The sequence below is a fragment of the Streptomyces sp. NPDC033131 genome (assembly GCF_055578365.1).
In genome coordinates this window covers 1-19,231 of the sequence record NZ_JBVIPA010000020.1, presented here as the reverse complement: position 1 = coordinate 19,231, position 19,231 = coordinate 1, and the positions used below count along the sequence as shown (strand labels likewise).

Below are 19,231 nucleotides of genomic sequence, written 5' to 3'. Positions count from 1 at the left end.
TGGCCACCAAGAAGCGTTCGAAAGAGACCAGTTGTTCCACCCCGGCGGAGAGCAAGGAGGCTACCCCACCTTCCCCCTTCGTGGGGGGAAGGAGCGGGGAGGGGGGGGGGGGGGGGGGGTGTTGTGTCCCCCCCCCCCCACTCCGTGCTGCTGTAACAGGCGCGTCAGCTGATGATCTGCTACTGGTCCCGGTACATCTCCGCGACCAGGAACGCCAGGTCGAGAGACTGGCTGCGGTTCAGACGCGGGTCGCAGGCCGTCTCGTAGCGCTGGTGCAGGTCGTCGACGAAGATCTCGTCGCCGCCGCCCACGCACTCGGTGACGTCGTCACCGGTGAGCTCCACGTGGATGCCGCCCGGGTGGGTGCCCAGGCCCTTGTGGACCTCGAAGAAGCCCTTGACCTCGTCGAGCACGTCGTCGAAGCGGCGGGTCTTGTGGCCGGAGGCCGCCTCGTAGGTGTTGCCGTGCATCGGGTCGGTGATCCAGGCCACCGTCGCGCCGGAGGCGGTGACCTTCTCGACCAGCTCGGGCAGCTTGTCGCGGACCTTGTCGGCGCCCATGCGGACGATGAAGGTCAGCCGGCCCGGCTCGCGGTCCGGGTCCAGACGCTCGATGTACTGCAGCGCCTCCTCGGCCGTGGTCGTCGGTCCGAGCTTGATGCCGATCGGGTTGCGGATCCGCGAGGCGAACTCGATGTGCGCGTGGTCCAGCTGCCGGGTGCGCTCACCGACCCACACCATGTGCGCCGAGACGTCGTACAGCTGGCCGGTGCGCGAGTCGACGCGGGTGAGCGCCGACTCGTAGTCGAGCAGCAGCGCCTCGTGCGAGGAGTAGAACTCGACGGTCTTGAACTCCTCCGGGTCCGCCCCGCAGGCGTGCATGAAGTTCAGCGCCTGGTCGATCTCGCGGGCCAGCTGCTCGTAGCGCTGGCCGGACGGGGACGACTTCACGAAGTCCTGGTTCCAGGCGTGCACCTGGCGCAGGTCGGCGTAGCCGCCGGTGGTGAAGGCGCGCACCAGGTTGAGCGTCGAGGCGGAGGCGTTGTACATCCGCTTCAGGCGCTCGGGGTCCGGGATGCGGGCGGCCTCGTTGAAGTCGAAGCCGTTGACCGAGTCGCCGCGGTACGTCGGCAGGGTCACGCCGTCGCGGGTCTCGGTGCCCTTGGAGCGCGGCTTGGAGTACTGGCCGGCGATCCGGCCGACCTTCACCACGGGCACCGAGGCGGCGTACGTCAGCACGGCGCCCATCTGGAGCAGGGTCTTGAGCTTGTTGCGGATGTGGTCGGCGGACACCGCGTCGAAGGCCTCGGCGCAGTCGCCACCCTGGAGGAGGAACGCCTCTCCCTTGGCGACGGCCGCCAACCGGGCGCGCAGCTGGTCGCACTCGCCCGCGAAGACGAGCGGCGGATACGACTCGAGGTCCGCGATCACTGCGCGCAGAGCCTCGGTGTCGGGGTACTCGGGCTGCTGCGCCGCGGGCAGGTCTCGCCAGGTGTTGCCAGCGCTGGCGCTGGTCTTAGCGTTCACGGTCACGCCCTCAACATTACGGGGTCGTGTCGAGGGATTTTCGTGCGGCTCGACAGGTGAGACACGCTCCCGCTCAGGTGCGCGTGGGGTAGGGTGCGTCGCATGTTCGCGCATTCGACCCAGACCTGGTGGTGGACCGCTCATCCGGCGGCCCACTGACTGCGCGTACGCAAGACTTCGCGAAGGCCGCCCGAGGGGCGGCCTTCGGTGTTTTCCGGCGCTGAGGTCGTCTCTCCTTCCGAGAAGGAACACGACCGATGGACCTGCTTGACCTCCTGGACGATCCCCGTCCCTTCGCCCTGCTGCGCCGCCGATCGCCGGGCCACGACCACGACACGGTCGAGGTCCTGCTCGGCCCGGTCACCACGCACGACCGTCTCGCCGACCTCCCCGAAGAGGGCCTGGCGCTCGTCCCCTTCCGGCAGATCCGCGAGCGCGGCTTCGACGTCCGCGACGACGGGACGCCCCTGTCGGTGCTGACACCCGAAAATACGTACGAGATCCCGCTCGCCGACGCCCTCGCGCAGCTCCCCATCCACGAGGTGCGGGTCGAGGACGGCGGCTTCGACGTGGCCGACGAGGAGTACGCGGAGATCGTCGGGCGGGTGCTGCGGGAGGAGATCGGCGCCGGTGAGGGCGCGAACTTCGTGATCCGGCGGACGTACGAGGGTTCGATCCCGGGGTTCACGAGGGCCGACGCGCTTGCGCTGTTCCGGCGGCTGCTGGTGGGTGAGCGGGGCGCGTACTGGACGTTCCTCGTGCACACCGGCGAACGCACGCTCGTCGGCGCCAGTCCCGAGGTGCACGTGCGGATGTCCGGCGGGACCGTCGTCATGAACCCGATCAGCGGGACGTACCGCTATCCGGCCGAAGGCCCCACCCCCGAGCACCTGCTCGGCTTCCTCGCCGACGGCAAGGAGATCGAGGAGCTGTCGATGGTCGTCGACGAGGAGCTCAAGATGATGTGCACGGTCGGCGACATGGGCGGGGTGGTGATCGGGCCCCGGCTGAAGGAGATGGCGCACCTCGCTCACACCGAGTACGAGTTGCGCGGCAAGTCCTCGCTGGACGTGCGGGAGGTGCTGAAGGAAACCATGTTCGCGGCGACCGTCACCGGCTCGCCGGTGCAGAACGCCTGCCGGGTCATCGAGCGGCACGAGGTCGGCGGGCGGGGCTACTACGCGGGCGCGCTGGCGCTGATCGGACGGGACTCCGGTGGCGCCCAGACGCTCGACTCCCCCATCCTCATCCGCACCGCCGACATCGACGCCGCCGGGCGGCTGCGGGTGCCGGTCGGTGCCACGCTGGTGCGCGGCTCGGATCCCGCGGGCGAGGTCGCGGAGACGCACGCGAAGGCGGCGGGGGTGCTGACGGCGCTCGGCGTACGACCGGGAAGGCCGCGGGCGGAGAACACGCGCCCCCGGCTGGCCGACGACCCCCGGGTGCGGGCCGCGCTGGACGGGCGCCGGGCCTCGCTGGCGCCGTTCTGGCTACGGATGCAGGAGCGGGCGGAGGACCTGGCCGGGCACGCCCTGGTCGTCGACGGGGAGGACACCTTCACGGCGATGCTCGCGCATGTGCTGCGCTCGTCGGGTCTGACCATCACCGTCCGGCGATATGACGAGCCCGGCCTTTCGGAGGCGGTCCGCGTGCACGAGGGGCCGGTCATCCTGGGCCCCGGCCCGGGCGACCCCTCCGACACCGCCGACCCCAAGATGCGGTTCCTGCGCGCGCTGACCGCCGAGGTGATCCGGGAGAACCGGCACGGCGTGCTCGGCGTCTGCCTCGGGCACGAGCTGATCGCGGCCGAGCTGGGGCTGGGGATCGTCCGCAAGGAAGTGCCGTACCAGGGGGCGCAGACGGAGATCGACCTGTTCGGGCGGCGCGAGACCGTCGGCTTCTACAACAGCTTCGTGGCGCGCTGCGACGACGAGGCCGCCGCCGAACTGGCCGCGCACGACGTGGAGGTGAGCCGAGGCGACACCGGCGAGGTACACGCGCTGCGCGGGCCGGGGTTCGCCGGCGTGCAGTTCCACCCGGAGTCGGTGCTCACCCTGAACGGGGCGGCCGTCGTCCGGGAGCTGGTGGGTCAGCTGCGCGGCACGAGCACGTTCTCGGAGCGGCGGCCGGCCCGGTAGTCGAGGACGTTGCGCACGGTGGCGTCGACGATCTGACCGACGGCCTCCTCGGTGTAGTACGCCTGGTGGGACGTGACCAGGACGTTCGGGAAGGTGACGAGGCGGGCCAGGGTGTCGTCCTCGACGGCGTGCAGGGACTTGTCGAGGAAGAACAGGCCCGCCTCGGCCTCGTAGACGTCGAGGCCGACGCCCGCGAACCGGCCCGCGCGCAGTTCGGTGACGAGGGCGGCGGTGTCGACCAGGCCGCCGCGGCTGGAGTTGACCAGGACCGCGTCGTCCTTCATCGACTTCAGGGCGGTCCCGTCGATGACACGGAGGGTCTTCGGCGTCAGCGGGACGTGCAGGCTGACCAGGTCGGACTCGGCGAGCAGGCGCTCCTTGGGGACGTAGGTCATCCCGAGTTCCCGGCAGGCGGGGTTCTCGGCGATGTCCCAGCCCAGCAGCCGCATGCCGAAGCCGTGGGCGATCCGGGCGAACGCCTCGCCGATCTTGCCGGTGCCGAGGACGCCCGCGGTGCGGCCGTGCATGTCGCGGCCCATCAGGCCGTCGAGGCGGAAATCGAAGTCGCGGGTGCGGGTGGAGGCGCGGACGACACGGCGGTTGACGGCCATGGCGAGGGTCCAGGCGAACTCGGCGACCGAGTACGGCGAGTAGGACGAGACCCGGGCGACCGTCATGCCGAGCCGTTCGGCGACCTCGAGGTCGATGTTGTTGAAGCCGGTGGAGCGCTGGGCGACCATCCGTGTGCCGCCGGCCGCGAGGGCTTCCAGGACGCGCGGGCCGAGGTCGGCGTTGACGCTGGTGGAGATCACCTCGTAGCCGGCCGCGATGGGGGCGGTGTCCTCGTTGACGAAGACGTCCAGGCAGCGGACCTCGTGGTGGCCCGCGAAGGCCTCCTCGATCAGGGGCCTTTCGTCTGCCTGAACGCCGAAGGCGAGAATCTCCACGTCCGACTCCTCCCGTCCTGAAGGCCTGTCGGCCGAATATACGGTCCACAGGCCTTCAGGACCGGACGGGCTCAGCCGAAGAACACCCCGACCTCCTCGTACAGCTCGGGATCCACCGTCTTCAGCCGGGCCGTCGCCTCCGCGATCGGGACGCGCACGATGTCGGTGCCGCGCAGGGCGACCATCGTGCCGAAGTCGCCGTCGCGGACGGCCTCGATGGCGTGCAGACCGAAGCGGGTGGCGAGCCAGCGGTCGAAGGCACTGGGCGTGCCGCCGCGCTGGACATGCCCGAGGACCGTGGTGCGGGCCTCCTTGCCGGTGCGCCGCTCGATCTCCTTGGCCAGCCACTCGCCGACGCCGGACAGCCTCACGTGCCCGAAGGAGTCCAGCGATCCGTCCTTGAGGACCATGTCGCCGTCCTTGGGCATCGCGCCCTCGGCGACGACCACGATGGGGGCGTACGACGCCTTGAAGCGGGAGGTCACCCAGGCGCACACCTGATCGACGTCGAAGCGCTGCTCGGGGATGAGGATGACGTTCGCCCCGCCGGCCAGGCCCGAGTGGAGGGCGATCCAGCCCGCGTGCCGGCCCATCACCTCGCAGACCAGCACGCGCATGTGCGACTCGGCGGTGGTGTGCAGCCGGTCGATCGCCTCCGTGGCGATGCCGACCGCGGTGTCGAAGCCGAAGGTGTAGTCGGTGGCGGACAGGTCGTTGTCGATCGTCTTCGGCACGCCCACGCACGGCACGCCGTACTCGTCGGACAGCCGGGCGGCGACTCCGAGGGTGTCCTCGCCGCCGATCACGACGAGCGCCCCGACCTCCTGCCCGGCGAGGTTCTCCTTGATGCGGCGGATGCCGCCCTCCTGCTTCAGGGGGTTGGTGCGCGAGGAGCCGAGGATGGTGCCGCCGCGGGGCAGGATGCCGCGCACCGCGGGGATGTCCAGCCGCACGGTGCGGTTCTCGAGGGGTCCTCGCCAGCCGTCCCGGAAGCCGACGAAGTCGTAGCCGTACTCCTGCACGCCCTTGCGGACGATGCCCCGGATGACGGCGTTGAGCCCGGGGCAGTCGCCGCCTCCGGTCAGTACTCCGACGCGCATGGAAGTGTTCCCTTCGCCGCGGTTGCCTGAGGGGATCACGCTAGTAGTGATCCAGGTCACACGGGGATGGGCGGGAACGACAATTCCGTCGGTACGCGCAGGAGTTGAGGGACCGCTGTTCCGCTCGGGCCGGTTGATCTACTCGTCGTCGAGTCCGCGTTCTATCGCGTACCTCACCAGTTCGACCCTGTTGTGCAGTTGGAGCTTGCCGAGGGTGTTCTGGACGTGGTTCTGGACCGTGCGGTGCGAGATGACGAGGCGTTCGGCGATCTGCTTGTAGCTCAGCCCCTTGGCGACGAGGCGCAGCACCTCGGTCTCGCGGTCGGTGAGCTGCGGGGCCCCCGGCCGGCCGGTGTCCGGGGCGGGCTCGGGTTCGGCGGCCAGGCGCCGGTACTCGCCGAGCACCAGCCCCGCCAGGCCGGGGGTGAACACCGGGTCACCGACGGCCGTACGGCGGACCGCGTCCAGCAGTTCCTCCGTCGAGGCCGACTTCAGCAGATAGCCGGTGGCGCCGGACTTCACCGCCTCCAGGACGTCGGCGTGCTCACCGCTCGCGGACAGCACCAGGACCCGCAACGCCGGGTTGGCGCCCACGAGTTCCTTGCAGACCTGGACACCGGGCTTGGCGGGCAGGTTCAGGTCCAGCACCAGCACGTCGGGCGCGGCGGCCCTGGCGCGGCGCACGGCCTGTTCGCCGTCGCCCGCGGTGGCGACCACGTCGAAGCCCGACTCGCCCAGGTCGCGGGCGACCGCGTCGCGCCACATCGGATGGTCGTCGACCACCATGACCCTGATCGGGTCCTGCCGCACCTCGCTGCTGTCCGTCATCGTCTGTCCGCCTTCCCCCGTGAGGACTTGCTCTCCTTCGGTACCTTCAGTTCGACCTCCGTGCCCTGACCGGGCACCGAGATCAGTTCGGCGCTGCCGCCGAGGTCGCGCAGCCGGCCCCGGATCGACAGGGCCACACCGAGCCGCCCCTCCCCCTCTGCCTGCGCCAGCCGGCCCTCGGGGATGCCGGGGCCGTCGTCCCGTACGGTCACGATCACCTCGTCCGGCTCGTCCTCGACGAGGATCCACGCGCGCGCGTCCTCGCCCACGTGCTCACGGACGTTGTCCAGGGCGGCGCCGACGGCCGCGGCCAGCTCCCGCGCCGCGGCGGGAGGCAGTGGCACCGCGGCGCCGGGATCGGCGAGGTTCACCCTCGCGGAGGCGAACGGGGCGAGCAGCGCGCGCAGGTCGACGGGGCCGGTGGAGTCGTCCGGTTCCTCGACGGCCCGTACGACCGCCCCCTCGGCCGCGTCCTCCGACACGCGGGAGACGGGCACCAGCCCGCCGGAGACCAGCGTGCGCAGCGCGACCTCCTGCTCGCCCGCCATCCGGCCCAGCGCGGCCGCCTCGCCGCCGAGGACTGCGCCGCGCCGCTGCACCATCGCCAGCACCTGGAGCACGCTGTCGTGGATGTCCCGGGCGAGCCGCTCCCGCTCCCTCGTCGCCGCCTCGATCTCCAGGGCCCGGGCGAGGGTGCGCTCGGAGGCGCGGGCGACCTCGACGACGTAGCCGATGGCGATGGAGGCGACCCAGACCAGGATCACGTTGTGGACGGTGTCGCGGGCCGGGCTGCCGCGCTCGATCAGGTTGGCGACGGCGACCGCGGTGGAGGCGGCGGCCGCCCAGCGCCAGCCGCCCTTGATGGCGAAGGCCAGCACGGAACCCGCGGTCCATATCGACGGCAGCGTCGGACCGCCCGACTGGATGCGTTCGTGGGCGTCGGCGAAGGGCGTGAGCAGGATGCCGGTGAGCGCGATGGTGAGGTCGGCGGCGAGGAAGCGCTTGGTGCAGCTGGCCGCGTTCGCGACCTTGGGCAGGGTGGCCACCGTCCAGACGAACAGGACGCAGTAGTACGCGACGGCGACCCAGGGGCGGTCGAACCCGTCGTAGGCGGTGGCGAAGAACCCGACCGCGTACAGCATGGTGAGCACCCGATAGCCGGCGAGCGCACGCCACAGCGGCTGCTCGACCGACATCCGCATGACTCTCTCGCGCCTGGCCATCTCCCCCACCCCCCGTCCGATCCCCCAGACCGCCGTCTAGGACTCGGGCTTCTCCTGGTCCGTGTCGCCCTGCGCGGCCTTGTCCCTCTCGGCCTTGTCCCTGTCGGCCTGTTCCTTCGCCGCCTGCGCGAGTGCGGCCCTGGCCGCCTTCTCCGCTTCCTTCTGGGCCTTCGCGGCGTCCGCGATCTGCCGCTTGGCAGCGGTCGCGTACATGTCGACGTACTCCTGGCCGGAGAGCCTCATGATCTCGTACATGACCTCGTCGGTCAGCGCGCGGAGCACGAAACGGTCGTGCTCCATGCCCTGGTAGCGGCTGAAGTCCAGCGGCTTGCCGATGCGGATGCCCGGCCTCATCAGCTTCGGCACGACCTTGCCGGGCGGCTGGATCTTCTCGGTGTCGATCATGGCGACGGGGATGACGGGCGCGCCGGTGGCGAGCGCCACGCGTGCGAGGCCGCCGGGCTTGCCCCGGTAGAGGCGGCCGTCGGGCGACCGGGTGCCCTCGGGGTAGATCCCGAACAGCTCACCGCGCTCCAGGACGTCGATGCCGCTCTTGACGGCGGCCTCGCCGGCGCCGCGTCCGCCGGAGCGGTCCACGGGGAGCTGGCCGGCGCCCTTGAAGAAGGCGGCCGTCAGACGGCCCTTCACACCGGGCGTGGTGAAGTACTCGGCCTTCGCGATGAAGGTGACCTTGCGGTCGAGGACCGCGGGCAGGAAGAACGAGTCGGAGAAGGACAGGTGGTTGCTCGCCAGGATGGCGGGACCCTCGGCCGGAATGTTCTCGAGGCCGTCCACCCAGGGCCTGAAGGCAACCTTCAGCGGCCCGCCGATGGCGACCTTCATCGTGCCGTACAACAACCGAGTGCCTCCTGAGTCCGTCGGTCAGACCTTAACCCGGAGCCCTGTCAATGAGCCCGACGGCCCTGGTCGGTGTCAGTGCGGTCGCGTACGGTGAACCTCACCTGGACTCGTTCACGCCCTTCTCATGAACAGGAGACCGAAGGTGCCGGTCCTCCCTGGAGCCGAGCCGTTCCGCCACGAGGGCGGAGAAGCGGGGGTCCTCCTCTGTCACGGCTTCACCGGTTCGCCCCAGTCGCTGCGCCCCTGGGCGGCGTACCTCGCCGAGCGCGGTCTGACCGTCTCCCTGCCGTTGCTGCCCGGCCACGGCACACGCTGGGAGGACATGCAGCTCACCGGCTGGCAGGACTGGTACGCCGAGGTGGACCGGGAACTGCGCGCCCTGCGTGAGCGGTGCGGGCAGGTCTTCGTCGGCGGCCTCTCCATGGGCGCCGCGCTGGCGCTGCGGCTGGCGGCGAAGCACGGGGACGCGGTCAGCGGTGTGGTGGCCGTCAACCCGGCCAACAAGGTGCACGGCCTGGCCGCGCACGCCCTTCCGGTGATCCGCCACTTCGTTCCCACGTCCAAGGGGATCGCCAGCGACATCGCCAAGGAGAACAGCGTCGAGCTCGGGTACCACCGGGTTCCGCTGCGCGCCGCGCACTCCCTGCGGACCTTCTTCCGCCTGGTCGACGGCGAGCTGCCGCAGGTCACCCAGCCGCTGCTGCTGCTGCGCAGCGCCCAGGACCATGTGGTGCCGGCCGCCGACTCCGCGCGCGTCCTGAGCCGGATCTCGTCCACGGACGTAACTGAGATCGTGCTGGAACAGAGCTACCACGTCGCGACGTTGGACCACGAGGCGGACCGGATCTTCGAAGAGAGCTACGCGTTCATCGGCCGCCTGGCATCCAGCATCGGCAAGGAAGGGACGGCCGCACGTGGCTGAGCACGACTCCGATCGCGAGGACCGTGAGGAGCGCGAGGACCGCGAGCCGGAAGAGCAGCACGTCCCGTTCGACGAGGAGGCCGCCTGGGCGGCCATCGTCGCCGGGTACGGCGACGAGCCGACGGACCCGCCGGGCTCCAAGCCCTTCAAATCGGTCGAGGACCTGGCGCTGCTCGAGTCCGAGACGAACGAGACCGACGACGGCGGTGGCCCCGCAGAGGCCAAGGAGGCCAGAGGGACCACGGACACCAAAGAGGCCACGGAGACCAAGCAGCCCGGGGAGGACAAGCCCGCGAAGCCGCTGGGCGGCTCCGTCGCCTTCGCCCCGGGTGTGGGCCCCGGTGCCGGCCCCCGGGACTACAGCATGCCGGAGCCGTCCTCCGAGGAAGAGGACGCCGGCGAGGACGACGAGGGCCACTTCGTACCGCCGGAGCCGCCGCCGCTGCCCGCCGCCGACGCCACCGCGAAGTTCGCCTGGCTGGGGGTGCTCGGCGGGCCGGTCCTGCTCCTGCTGGCCGTGCTGCTCGGCTGGGACATGACCTGGTGGCTCGCCACGCTCGCCATCGGCGGCTTCCTGGGCGGCTTCGCCACCCTGGTGATGCGCATGCAGCCGGACGACGAGGACAACGACGACCCGGGCCGGGGAGCTGTCGTCTAGCCTGCCGAATCCCGAGGGCGGCCCGGCACCGGACAGTGGTCCGTGGCCGCCCGCGGGGCAGGCGACGAGTGACTGCGCCGGACTCCGTCCGGCACATGTGGTTCAGGCCGCCGGCACGCGAAGCGCGGCCAGTACGGGCAGGTGGTCCGTCGCCGTCCGGAGATCGGCCTCGGTCACTCCGGGCAGACCCAGCGGTACCCCGCAACCGAGGACCTCGATGCCCTTGGTGGCCAGGATCGCGTCGATACGGCGGTGTGGTGCGTCGCGGGTCCAGGTGTGTTCGCCGCCCCAGGGGGCGGTGGCCCAGCAGTCCTGGAGCCCCTCGCTGAGCCGGGCGAAGGCGCGCCCGCCGGGGCGCTCGTTCACATCGCCGCCGGCGACGGCGTGCTCCACGCCCATGCCGGCCAGCCGGTCGAGGAGCATGCCGGCCTGCTCGTACCGCTCGTCCTGGTGAAGCGAGAGGTGGCAGCTCAGGACGCCGACCCGGACGCCCCCGAACCGTACGACCGCGGTCGCGAAGCCGCGCCGGTGCCGGCCCGGGGTGAGCGGGAGCAGGACGTCCTCCGTGCGCTCGACGGTCGCCCGGAGTGAGCAGAGGATCGCCGGGCCCGCGGCCGTGCCGCCGCCGGAGAGGACGACCTGCCCGGACGCCGCGGCCAGTCGTGCCAGTTTCTTGCGCCAGCGGAAGAAGCGAGGGGCTTCCTGGAGGAGGACCAGGTCGGGGGCGCAGGCCGTGATCACGCGGGCGAGGGCGGCCGGGTCGTCGCGCATCGAGCGGATGTTGTAGCTGAGGACGCGGACGACGGCGGAACCGTCGGACTCGGTGCGGGAGCCGGGGAGCAGTGGGGGCGTCACCATGCCGTCACGATACGTGGTGAGCATGCCTCGCAGAGGGTCTTCGGCTGCGGGTCCGTCGTGGTCGCTCGTGCGGTTCCCCGCGCCCCTGCAGGGCGCGGGGAACCCACGTACCTCGAGGAGTGACCGCTACATGATCGGGTCGGGCTCGCGGGCCAGGTCCGCCGCGCCCACCAGGCCGGCCTTGTTGCCCAGCCGGGCGGCGATGACGTCCGCCACCGGGCGCCAGTTGCCGCCGACCAGCCAGCGCTTGTACGACTTGCGGATCGGGTCGAGGACCAGCTCGCCCTCGTCCGAGAGGCCGCCGCCGACGATGAAGGCGGAGGGGTCGAAGAGGGAGGCCAGGTCGGCGAGGCCGGCGCCGGCCCAGCGGGCGAGCTCGCGGTAGGAGTCGACGGCGACCGGGTCGCCCTGCCGGGCGGCCATGGAGATGTGCTTGCCCTCGATGCCGTCGGGGGTGCCGTCGCCGAGGCCGAGCAGGATGTCCGCGTTCTCGGGGGTCGCGTTGGCGCGCTGCTTGGCGTACCGGACGAGTGCGCGGCCCGACGCGTACTGCTCCCAGCAGCCCTGCGAGCCGCAGCCGCACAGCAGGCCGTCCGGCACCATGCGGATGTGGCCGAACTCGGCGGCCACCCCGAAGTGCCCGCGGCGCAGCTTGTTGCCGATGATGATGCCGCCGCCGAGGCCGGTGCCGAGGGTGATGCAGATGACGTTGCGGTGGCCCTTGCCGCCGCCGAACTTGTACTCGCCCCACGCGGCCGCGTTGGCGTCGTTCTCCACGACGACCGGCAGGTGGACGCGCGCTTCGACCTTCTCCTTCAGCGGCTCCTGGCGCCAGTCGATGTTCGGCGCGAAGTAGACCGTGGAGCGCTGACGGTCGACGTATCCGGCGGCACCGATGCCCACGCCGACGATCTCGTGGCCGGCGCGCGCGCCCTCCACCGCGGAGGCGATGGCGTCCACGATGCCTTCGGACGTTCCCGGGGTCGGCACCTTGAAGGTCGAGAGGATGTTGCCTTCCTCATCGACCACGCCGGCCGCGATCTTCGTGCCGCCGATGTCGACGCCGATGGTGAGTCCCATGAATCCCTCAGTTTCGGTCGAGCCCCGCTACGGCCAACCGTACCCGAGGGGGCCGTCAGTCCAAGTCGATGCGTTCCCCCGGGCCGGGCTCCTCGCCGTCGTCGCCTCGGCGTTCGTGCAGGTCACTCGGGTCGGGGTGACCGGCCGTCCAGCGCTGTTCCTGTGCCTGGACGGCCGAGCGGTAGGCGGCCAGCAGTTCGTTGCCCGCGGCGGCCAGGTGGTCGAAGACGTCCGGGTTGCGTTCGATGACGGGTTCGACGGCCGCCTTGGCCTGCTGCACGACCTGCTTGACCACTTGTTGCGCGGCGGGTCCCGCGACCGCGCCGAACAGGGGGGACTGGAGGCCGGACAGCTTGTCCGCGACGGTGTCGACGAGCTTGCGCAGCTCCTCGGCGGCCGAGCCCGCGGGCGGACCGTGCTCGGCACGCCGGCGGGCCTTCTCGGACGCGAGGTCCTCGGCACACGCCGTCGCCCACGCGTCGGCGTCGCCGGCCCGCACCTCGTCGACGGCCTCGCGCTCGGCGGAGTCGGACGGGGGGAGCTCTTCGCTCATGACGGACTCCTGACTACGGTTCGTCTCTACGACGTTACCCGAACGGCCGTATGCGGTTCACCGTGTCCCGGGCCACAGGCCCGGGTCGGGAGTGAACCGGATCCGCAGCTCGCCCTCCCGCAGGGCGGCGCCGCCCACGGTGCAGCGGCGCAGGGCCGACGGCAGCGGGACGATCCGGCGGAACCGCCCCGCGCTGACGACGAGTTCGTCGCCGCGGCGGATCAGGTCCAGGTCGTCTCGTGTCGCGCCGGGCATCGGGAGGTGCCAGACGAGGACGCCGTCCTCGGCGAGGTGGTCGGTGACGGGCCACTCGACAGTGGAGGGCTCCGCCTTGACGCCGGGGACGACGAGCGCGGCCAGGTCGTCGGCGCCGCGCGGGTCACGGCCGAGATGGGCCACCGCCCGGAGGCCGTACGACTCCTGCCATTCCGCCAGGATCTTGCGCTGCTGGGCGACGGGTCCGGCCAGCCAGCTGTCTCCCGCCGCCTCCGGCAGGACACGGTTCGCCACCAGCAGGTCGGGGCGCAGCCCGCGCAGGGCGAGGCCGAGGCCGGCGGAGCGGATGGCGTCGGCGCCGGCCGGGGAGGGCTCGGCGACCAGCCGTACGACGGTGTTCCGGTCGGTGACGACCGCCTCGACGGCGGCCAGTTCGACGTCCCAGCGGGCGGCGGTCTCGTACAGCCACTCCGCGGGCATGGGCACGCCGGCCAGTCGGCCGAGGAGGGGGCGCAGGGCGCGGGCCGCCTGCCGCTCGGACGGGAGCAGGCGGCGCAGATAGCGGCGCAGTTCCTCGGGGAGGGCGAGCAGGGCGAGGGCCTGCGGGGTGGGCGGCAGGTCGACCACGAGCAGGTCGTGCGCCTCGGCGAGGGCCGCGTCCCGCAGGGCGCGCAGCAGGGTGAGTTCTTCGGCGCCGGGAAGGGGGGTGACCTCTTCGGGGTCCAGGCGGGAGGCGCCGAGGAGGTCGAGCACGGAGGACGCGCGGTCCTGGAAGGCGGCCAGGTCGTCACGGAAGCCCGAGGTCGCGTCCGGCCGCCACGCGGTGAGGTTCGCGGCGGCCTGCACCGGAGCGGGGCCCGTCGAGGTGTCGAGTATCGCGCCGAGGGTGTCGGTGCGGTCGGCACTGAGCAGGAGGGTGCGGGTGCCCTCGCCGGCGGCGGAGAGAGCGGTGGCGGCGGCGATCGTCGTACGACCGCTGCCGCCGGGGCCCGTGATCAGGATGGTGCGCATGGGGGTGAACGGTACCTCCGCGTGCCGCCCCGGCGGGGACGGCTACTTCGCCCCCGACTCCACCCTTTTCTTCAGTCCGGCCAGCGCCCGGTCGATGATGACCTTCTCCGCCTTGCGCTTGATCATGCCGAGCATCGGGATCTTGACGTCGACGGTGAGCCGGTACGTCACCTCCGTCGCCCCGGCACCCGCCGGCTTCAGGAGGTAGGTGCCGTCGAGCGAGCGCAGCATCTGGGACTTCACCAGGGTCCAGGAGACCTCGTGGTCGCCGGTCCAGGTGTAGCCGAGGACCTGGTCGTCCTTGATCGCTCCGGCGTCCATGACCAGGCGGACCTGTTCGGCGCGCCCCTGGGCGTCCGTCGCCAGGACCTCCGCCTCCTTCACCTCTCCGGTCCAGTCCGGGTAGCGGGCGAAGTCCGCGATCACCCCCATGACGTCGGCCGGTGCCGCCTCGATCGTGATGCTCGAGCTGGTGTGTTCCGCCATCGCTGTGGCTCCTCCAGATGCGGGCCGGTAGGCAGGTCCACCGTGCGCAAGCCTGCGCACGTGTGTGCAGCGTGAAGGCTACCGCGCGGTCGACCGGCCGACTTCACCCCCATCTGCGGTCATTCACCATTCGAGGGCCCAGGGCTTGCCGGACCCCGCGAAGTGCCCCACGTTGACGCACTCGGTCGCGCCGATCCGCATCCGTCGCACCATCGGCTGGTGGATGTGACCGAAGAGCGCGTACCGGGGCCGGGTGCGGCGGATCGCGTCGAGCAGCGCCCGGCTGCCCCGTTCGAAGCGGCGCGCGACCGTGTCGTAGACCAGCTCGGGCACCTCGGGCGGGATGTGGGTGCACAGCACGTCCACCTCGCCCACCGCCTCGATCTTGGCCGCGTACTCCTCGTCGCTGATCTCGTAGGGGGTGCGCATGGGGGTCCGCAGTCCTCCGCCGACGAAGCCGAAGACCCACCCCCCGATCTCGACGCGCTCCCCGTCGAGCACGGTGGTGCCGGGTCGGGCGTACTCCGGCCACAAGGTCGGCATGTCGACATTGCCGTAGGTCGCGTACGTGGGCGTCGGGAACGCCGCGAACATCTCGGCGTACTGCTTGCGTACGGCCTGCTCGATGACCTCCGCGCGGCTCTCGCCGATCCCCGCCCACAGCCGGGTCCCGAGCTCGCGGGCCTCCTCGAAGCGGCGGGCGGTGCGCAGTTCGACGATGCGGTCGGCGTTCTCGACGCCGAAGAGGTCGGGGAAGATCCCGCGCGAGTGGTCGGCGTAGTCGAGGAAGAGGACGAGGTCGCCCAGGCAGATCAGGGCGTCGGCGCCCTCGCCGGCACGGGCCAGGTCACGGGCGTTGCCGTGCACGTCACTGACCACATGAACGCGTGTCCTCCGGTTACCGGCTGGTGTGGGTGCCATGGCGATCAAGCGTAAGGGTGTGCGGCATACGTGAACAGTGGCGGCCGGGCAAGGGGTTACTGGCCAGTCAGTTAGTGCGTGGACTACTGTGCGCGAAGGACACAACCAATCTGTGTGACGCAGCGAACATCTCGCCGGAACCCCCTGTCGAAGAAGCCATACCGGCGGGTAACGTCCGGGCAGTCCAGTCGTGCTCAGGATTTCAACCACCGGGCCCCATGGCCCGGAACGGACCTGTGAGCACCTGCCCGAGCCTTGGACCGCATCGTCGCATCACACAACGTCGTGGCGCCGGCGCCCTATGAGGAGCAGCAGTCTTGCGCGAGTTCAGCCTTCCGGCTTTGTACGAGGTCCCTGCGGACGGCAATCTCACCGACATCGTCCGGAGAAACGCCTCGCAGCATCCGGACGTCGCCGTGATCGCCCGCAAGGTCGGCGGTGCCTGGCAGGACGTGACGGCCACCGCCTTCCTCGCCGAGGTGCACGCGGCCGCCAAGGGGCTCATCGCCTCCGGCGTCCAGCCCGGCGACCGGGTCGGCCTGATGTCCCGCACGCGGTACGAGTGGACGCTGCTCGACTTCGCGATCTGGTGCGCGGGCGCGGTCACCGTGCCGGTGTACGAGACCAGCTCGGCCGAGCAGGTCCAGTGGATCCTCAGCGACTCGGGTGCCACCGCCTGCGTCGTCGAGCTCGACAACCACACGGCCGCCGTCGAGTCGGTGCGCGACAGCCTGCCCGCCCTCAAGCACATCTGGCAGATCGAGGCCGGTGCCCTGGAGGAGCTGGGGCGCCTGGGCCAGGACGTCTCCGACGAGACGGTCGAGGAGCGCAGTTCGCAGGCCAAGGCGGACGACCCGGCGACCATCGTCTACACGTCGGGCACGACCGGCCGGCCCAAGGGCTGTGTGCTGACCCACCGCAGCTTCTTCGCCGAGTGCGGGAACATCGTGGAGCGCCTGCGCCCCCTGTTCCGCACCGGTGAGTGCAGCGTCCTGCTGTTCCTGCCGCTCGCACACGTCTTCGGACGGCTCGTGCAGGTCGCGCCGATGATGGCGCCGATCAAGCTGGGCCTGGTGCCGGACATCAAGAACCTCACCGACGAGCTGGCGTCCTTCCGGCCGACCCTGATCCTCGGTGTCCCGCGCGTCTTCGAGAAGGTCTACAACTCGGCCCGCGCCAAGGCGCAGGCGGACGGCAAGGGCAAGATCTTCGACAAGGCCGCGGACACCGCGATCGCGTACAGCAAGGCGCTGGACACCCCGTCCGGCCCGTCGCTGGGTCTGAAGATCAAGCACAGGACCTTCGACAAGCTCGTCTACAGCAAGCTGCGCGCGGTGCTCGGCGGCAAGGGCGAGTTCGCCATCTCCGGCGGCGCCCCGCTGGGCGAGCGTCTGGGGCACTTCTTCCGCGGCATCGGCTTCACGGTCCTGGAGGGCTACGGCCTGACCGAGTCCTGTGCCGCGACCGCGTTCAACCCCTGGGACCGCCAGAAGATCGGCACGGTCGGCCAGCCGCTGCCCGGCTCGGTCGTCAGGATCGCGGACGACGGGGAGGTGCTGCTGCACGGCGAGCACCTGTTCAAGGAGTACTGGAACAACCCCGGCGCGACCGCCGAGGCGCTGGCCGACGGCTGGTTCCACACCGGTGACATCGGCACCCTCGACGAGGACGGCTACCTCCGGATCACCGGCCGCAAGAAGGAGATCATCGTCACGGCGGGCGGCAAGAACGTCGCCCCGGCCGTGATCGAGGACCGGATCCGCGCACACGCGCTGGTCGCGGAGTGCATGGTGGTCGGCGACGGACGGCCGTTCGTGGGCGCGCTGGTCACCGTCGACGAGGAGTTCCTGGGCCGCTGGGCTGCCGAGCACGGCAAACCGGCGGGGTGCACCGCGGCGTCGCTGCGTGAGGACGCGGATCTGCTGGCCGCCATCCAGTCGGCGATCGACGACGGCAACGCCGCGGTGTCGAAGGCGGAATCGGTGCGGAAGTTCCGCATTCTGCCCTCCCAGTTCACGGAGGAGTCGGGCCACCTCACGCCGTCCCTGAAGCTCAAGCGCAACGTGGTGGCGAAGGACTACGCGTCCGAGATCGAGGCCATCTACCAGAAGTAGCAAGGCCCCTGACGGACTGTCATGGCGCGGTGTCCTCGGCGAGGACCCGCGCCATCGTCCGTTCGGCGAGCGCGGTGATCGTCACGAACGGGTTCACCCCGATCGACCCGGGAACGAGCGAGCCGTCGGTGACGTACAGCCTCGGATATCCCTTCACCCGGCCGTAGGGGTCGGTGGCCTTCCCCAGCACGCAGCCGCCCAGCGGGTGGTAGGTGAAGTCATCGGCGAAGACCTTGTTGGACGAGCCGAACAGGTCGTAGCGGTAGATGGTCGAGTTCGCCGCGTTGATCCGGTCGAACAGCTTCTTGGCCATCGCGACGGAGACCGCGCTGTGGGCGGCGGTCCAGCCGAGCTTCACCCCACCCGTCCCGCCGTCGTACGTGAACGACGCCCGTGACGGGTTCTTGGTGATCGCCAGATACAGACTGACCCAGTGCTCCAGTCCCGTCGGCAGCGGGGCGATCTCCGCGAAGACGGGGTTCGCGGTGTTGGCCCAGTCGTCGATGCCCATGACCGGCATGGTCGACTGGTTCGCCCCGACCGTGTCCCACAGGTGGTTGGCGCGGCCGAGCATCACGTTGCCGTTGGTGCCCCAGCCGCCGCCGACGCTCGCGTCCAGGCCGGGCAGCGCACCCGTCTCCCGGGCGCGGACGAGGAGTTCGGTGGTGCCGAGGCTGCCGCCGCCGAGGAAGAGGTACGTGCAGCCGTACTGCTTGGTCTCGACGACCGTGCCGGTGGTGTCGATGCGGTCGACGGTGAGCAGCCAGGAGCCGTCGGCCGCCCGGGTGATGGCCCTGACCTTCTCCAGGGTGTGGATGGTGACGTTGCCCGTGCCGAGCGCCGAGGCGAGGTACGTCTTGTCGAGGCTGCGCTTGCCGTGGTTGTTGCCGTAGATGACCTCGCCGCCCAGCGCCGACCTGGTGGCCGTGCCGGCCGCCTCGCGCTGCATGTACCCGAAGTCGTAGACGTTCGGCACGAAGGTGGTCTTCAGGCCGGTCTTCTGGGCGTGGGCGCGGGAGACGCGGGTGAAGCGGTACCACTCCGTCGACTCGAACCAGGCGGGGTCGACGGTGTTGACGCCGAGCATGGAGCGGGCGCGCGGGAAGTAGGTGCCGTACATCTCGTCGGAGTCGACGGTGGGGAACTGCTCGGCGAAGTACGCCTTGAGGGGCGTGACCGCCATCCCGCCGTTGACGAGGGAGCCGCCGCCGACCCCCCGGCCGACGTACACGGACATGGCGTCGAAGTGCACCCGGTCCAGGACGCCCGGGTAGACGCCGATGTCCCGGTTGACGACGTCCAGCCACAGGAAGGTGGCCAGGGGTGCCTCGGTGCGGGTGCGGAACCACATGGACCGCTGGTCCGGGGCGCTGGTGGAGCAGAAGACCTTGCCGTCGGCACCGGGCGTGTTCCAGGCCCGGCCCATCTCGAGGACGAGGGTGCGGATGCCGGCCTGGCCGAGGCGGAGGGCGGCGACGGCGCCGCCGTAGCCCGAACCGACCACGATGGCGGGGGCGTTGTCGACGGCGGCGGGCTCGGCGCCCGAGGCCGTCTGGAGGCCGATGCGGGTGAGACCGGACGCGGCGGCGGTCTGCAGGGCCGCCATGCCCAGGATTTGACGTCTCGTCAGCTGACGCTGCATCAGTTTCGCTGTCATGTGCGCAGCATCGCCGGATTATTTCCCTCCGCCTAGGCCCAATGCCGGTGACTTAAGTTCTGTCTCGCCGAGTGATGGTGAGGGTGTCCGGTGCGGGTGGTGTCCAGTTGCGGTGCTGGGCCCGTTTGAGGG

The 19,231-nt window shown here is 71.0% G+C and carries 18 protein-coding genes; 5 read left to right on the top strand and 13 right to left on the bottom strand.

Annotation, left to right across the window (positions count from 1 at the left end; all coding sequences use genetic code 11):
• Positions 1-179: 179 nt before the first annotated feature.
• Positions 180-1,532: a class II 3-deoxy-7-phosphoheptulonate synthase gene (locus ACZ5XS_RS24595; RefSeq protein ID WP_217237209.1), complete on the bottom strand. Its 1,353-nt coding sequence runs from the start codon at positions 1,530-1,532 to the stop codon at positions 180-182.
• A gap of 96 nt (positions 1,533-1,628) precedes the next feature.
• Between ACZ5XS_RS24595 and ACZ5XS_RS24590 the strand changes: the two genes are divergently transcribed.
• Positions 1,629-1,685 carry a trp operon leader peptide gene (locus ACZ5XS_RS24590; protein WP_073723848.1) on the top strand — a complete coding sequence of 19 codons (57 nt, stop codon included), beginning with the start codon at positions 1,629-1,631 and terminating at the stop codon, positions 1,683-1,685.
• Positions 1,686-1,783: 98 nt separating this feature from the next.
• The gene (locus tag ACZ5XS_RS24585; protein ID WP_468654640.1) at positions 1,784-3,664 is read left to right on the top strand and encodes an anthranilate synthase family protein; all 1,881 of its coding nucleotides are present in this window, start codon (positions 1,784-1,786) and stop codon (positions 3,662-3,664) included.
• Here the strand turns inward: ACZ5XS_RS24585 and ACZ5XS_RS24580 are convergent.
• The 5 genes from ACZ5XS_RS24580 to ACZ5XS_RS24560 all read right to left on the bottom strand — a co-directional run bounded on the left by ACZ5XS_RS24580 (position 3,616) and on the right by ACZ5XS_RS24560 (position 8,605).
• Positions 3,616-4,611 (bottom strand): 2-hydroxyacid dehydrogenase, encoded by a 996-nt coding sequence (locus tag ACZ5XS_RS24580; RefSeq protein WP_468654638.1) that lies wholly within the window; start codon positions 4,609-4,611, stop codon positions 3,616-3,618. The genes ACZ5XS_RS24585 and ACZ5XS_RS24580 overlap by 49 nt on opposite strands.
• A 71-nt stretch (positions 4,612-4,682) precedes the next feature.
• Positions 4,683-5,711, bottom strand: coding sequence for a 6-phosphofructokinase (locus ACZ5XS_RS24575; protein WP_468654636.1), 1,029 nt, complete (start codon positions 5,709-5,711; stop codon positions 4,683-4,685).
• A 138-nt stretch (positions 5,712-5,849) separates the two neighbouring features.
• Entirely contained in the window at positions 5,850-6,539 is a 690-nt protein-coding gene (locus ACZ5XS_RS24570) for a response regulator (RefSeq protein ID WP_468654634.1), read from the bottom strand.
• The gene (gene macS, locus ACZ5XS_RS24565) at positions 6,536-7,762 is read right to left on the bottom strand and encodes a MacS family sensor histidine kinase (protein ID WP_468654632.1); all 1,227 of its coding nucleotides are present in this window, start codon (positions 7,760-7,762) and stop codon (positions 6,536-6,538) included. The genes ACZ5XS_RS24570 and macS overlap by 4 nt, the downstream gene beginning before the upstream one ends.
• Before the next feature lie 36 nt (positions 7,763-7,798).
• The gene (locus ACZ5XS_RS24560) at positions 7,799-8,605 is read right to left on the bottom strand and encodes a lysophospholipid acyltransferase family protein (protein ID WP_468654868.1); all 807 of its coding nucleotides are present in this window, start codon (positions 8,603-8,605) and stop codon (positions 7,799-7,801) included.
• A 160-nt stretch (positions 8,606-8,765) separates the two neighbouring features.
• Here ACZ5XS_RS24560 and ACZ5XS_RS24555 point away from each other — a divergent pair, with 160 nt between their 5' ends.
• Positions 8,766-9,545, top strand: a complete 780-nt coding sequence (locus ACZ5XS_RS24555) for an alpha/beta hydrolase (protein WP_468654866.1) — start codon at positions 8,766-8,768, stop codon at positions 9,543-9,545.
• The gene (locus ACZ5XS_RS24550; RefSeq protein ID WP_468654630.1) at positions 9,538-10,203 is read left to right on the top strand and encodes a hypothetical protein; all 666 of its coding nucleotides are present in this window, start codon (positions 9,538-9,540) and stop codon (positions 10,201-10,203) included. Before ACZ5XS_RS24555 ends, ACZ5XS_RS24550 begins: the two co-directional genes overlap by 8 nt.
• A gap of 102 nt (positions 10,204-10,305) precedes the next feature.
• Here the strand turns inward: ACZ5XS_RS24550 and ACZ5XS_RS24545 are convergent, their stop codons facing one another.
• The 6 genes from ACZ5XS_RS24545 to ACZ5XS_RS24520 all read right to left on the bottom strand — a co-directional run bounded on the left by ACZ5XS_RS24545 (position 10,306) and on the right by ACZ5XS_RS24520 (position 15,286).
• A complete protein-coding gene (locus ACZ5XS_RS24545; RefSeq protein WP_468654628.1) occupies positions 10,306-11,061 on the bottom strand; it encodes an endonuclease/exonuclease/phosphatase family protein in 756 nt (251 codons plus the stop codon).
• 126 nt (positions 11,062-11,187) lie between these two features.
• Positions 11,188-12,141: an ROK family glucokinase gene (locus ACZ5XS_RS24540; protein WP_217237201.1), complete on the bottom strand. Its 954-nt coding sequence runs from the start codon at positions 12,139-12,141 to the stop codon at positions 11,188-11,190.
• Between the two features lie 55 nt (positions 12,142-12,196).
• A complete protein-coding gene (locus tag ACZ5XS_RS24535) occupies positions 12,197-12,694 on the bottom strand; it encodes a DUF5304 domain-containing protein (protein WP_468654626.1) in 498 nt (165 codons plus the stop codon).
• Positions 12,695-12,751: 57 nt separating this feature from the next.
• A complete protein-coding gene (locus ACZ5XS_RS24530) occupies positions 12,752-13,921 on the bottom strand; it encodes an ArsA family ATPase (RefSeq protein ID WP_468654624.1) in 1,170 nt (389 codons plus the stop codon).
• Positions 13,922-13,963: 42 nt separating this feature from the next.
• Entirely contained in the window at positions 13,964-14,407 is a 444-nt protein-coding gene (locus ACZ5XS_RS24525; RefSeq protein WP_383867311.1) for an SRPBCC family protein, read from the bottom strand.
• 123 nt (positions 14,408-14,530) lie between these two features.
• A complete protein-coding gene (locus ACZ5XS_RS24520; RefSeq protein ID WP_468654864.1) occupies positions 14,531-15,286 on the bottom strand; it encodes a metallophosphoesterase family protein in 756 nt (251 codons plus the stop codon).
• Positions 15,287-15,645: 359 nt separating this feature from the next.
• Here ACZ5XS_RS24520 and ACZ5XS_RS24515 point away from each other — a divergent pair, with 359 nt between their 5' ends.
• Positions 15,646-17,442, top strand: coding sequence for an AMP-dependent synthetase/ligase (locus tag ACZ5XS_RS24515; protein ID WP_468654622.1), 1,797 nt, complete (start codon positions 15,646-15,648; stop codon positions 17,440-17,442).
• Positions 17,443-17,461: 19 nt separating this feature from the next.
• Here ACZ5XS_RS24515 and ACZ5XS_RS24510 read toward each other — a convergent pair whose 3' ends face one another.
• Positions 17,462-19,099, bottom strand: a complete 1,638-nt coding sequence (locus ACZ5XS_RS24510; RefSeq protein ID WP_468654620.1) for a GMC oxidoreductase — start codon at positions 19,097-19,099, stop codon at positions 17,462-17,464.
• Positions 19,100-19,231 lie beyond the last annotated feature (132 nt).

Bases quoted from the DNA above. Each gene is read 5' to 3' on its own strand.
- ACZ5XS_RS24585 (WP_468654640.1), top strand. From the start codon at position 1,784: ATGGACCTGCTTGACCTCCTGGACGATCCCCGTCCCTTCGCCCTGCTG.
- ACZ5XS_RS24575 (WP_468654636.1), bottom strand. From the start codon at position 5,711: ATGCGCGTCGGAGTACTGACCGGAGGCGGCGACTGCCCCGGGCTCAAC.
- ACZ5XS_RS24570 (WP_468654634.1), bottom strand. From the start codon at position 6,539: ATGACGGACAGCAGCGAGGTGCGGCAGGACCCGATCAGGGTCATGGTG.
- macS (WP_468654632.1), bottom strand. From the start codon at position 7,762: ATGGCCAGGCGCGAGAGAGTCATGCGGATGTCGGTCGAGCAGCCGCTG.
- ACZ5XS_RS24560 (WP_468654868.1), bottom strand. From the start codon at position 8,605: ATGAAGGTCGCCATCGGCGGGCCGCTGAAGGTTGCCTTCAGGCCCTGG.
- ACZ5XS_RS24545 (WP_468654628.1), bottom strand. From the start codon at position 11,061: ATGGTGACGCCCCCACTGCTCCCCGGCTCCCGCACCGAGTCCGACGGT.
- ACZ5XS_RS24540 (WP_217237201.1), bottom strand. From the start codon at position 12,141: ATGGGACTCACCATCGGCGTCGACATCGGCGGCACGAAGATCGCGGCC.
- ACZ5XS_RS24535 (WP_468654626.1), bottom strand. From the start codon at position 12,694: ATGAGCGAAGAGCTCCCCCCGTCCGACTCCGCCGAGCGCGAGGCCGTC.
- ACZ5XS_RS24530 (WP_468654624.1), bottom strand. From the start codon at position 13,921: ATGCGCACCATCCTGATCACGGGCCCCGGCGGCAGCGGTCGTACGACG.
- ACZ5XS_RS24525 (WP_383867311.1), bottom strand. From the start codon at position 14,407: ATGGCGGAACACACCAGCTCGAGCATCACGATCGAGGCGGCACCGGCC.
- ACZ5XS_RS24510 (WP_468654620.1), bottom strand. From the start codon at position 19,099: ATGACAGCGAAACTGATGCAGCGTCAGCTGACGAGACGTCAAATCCTG.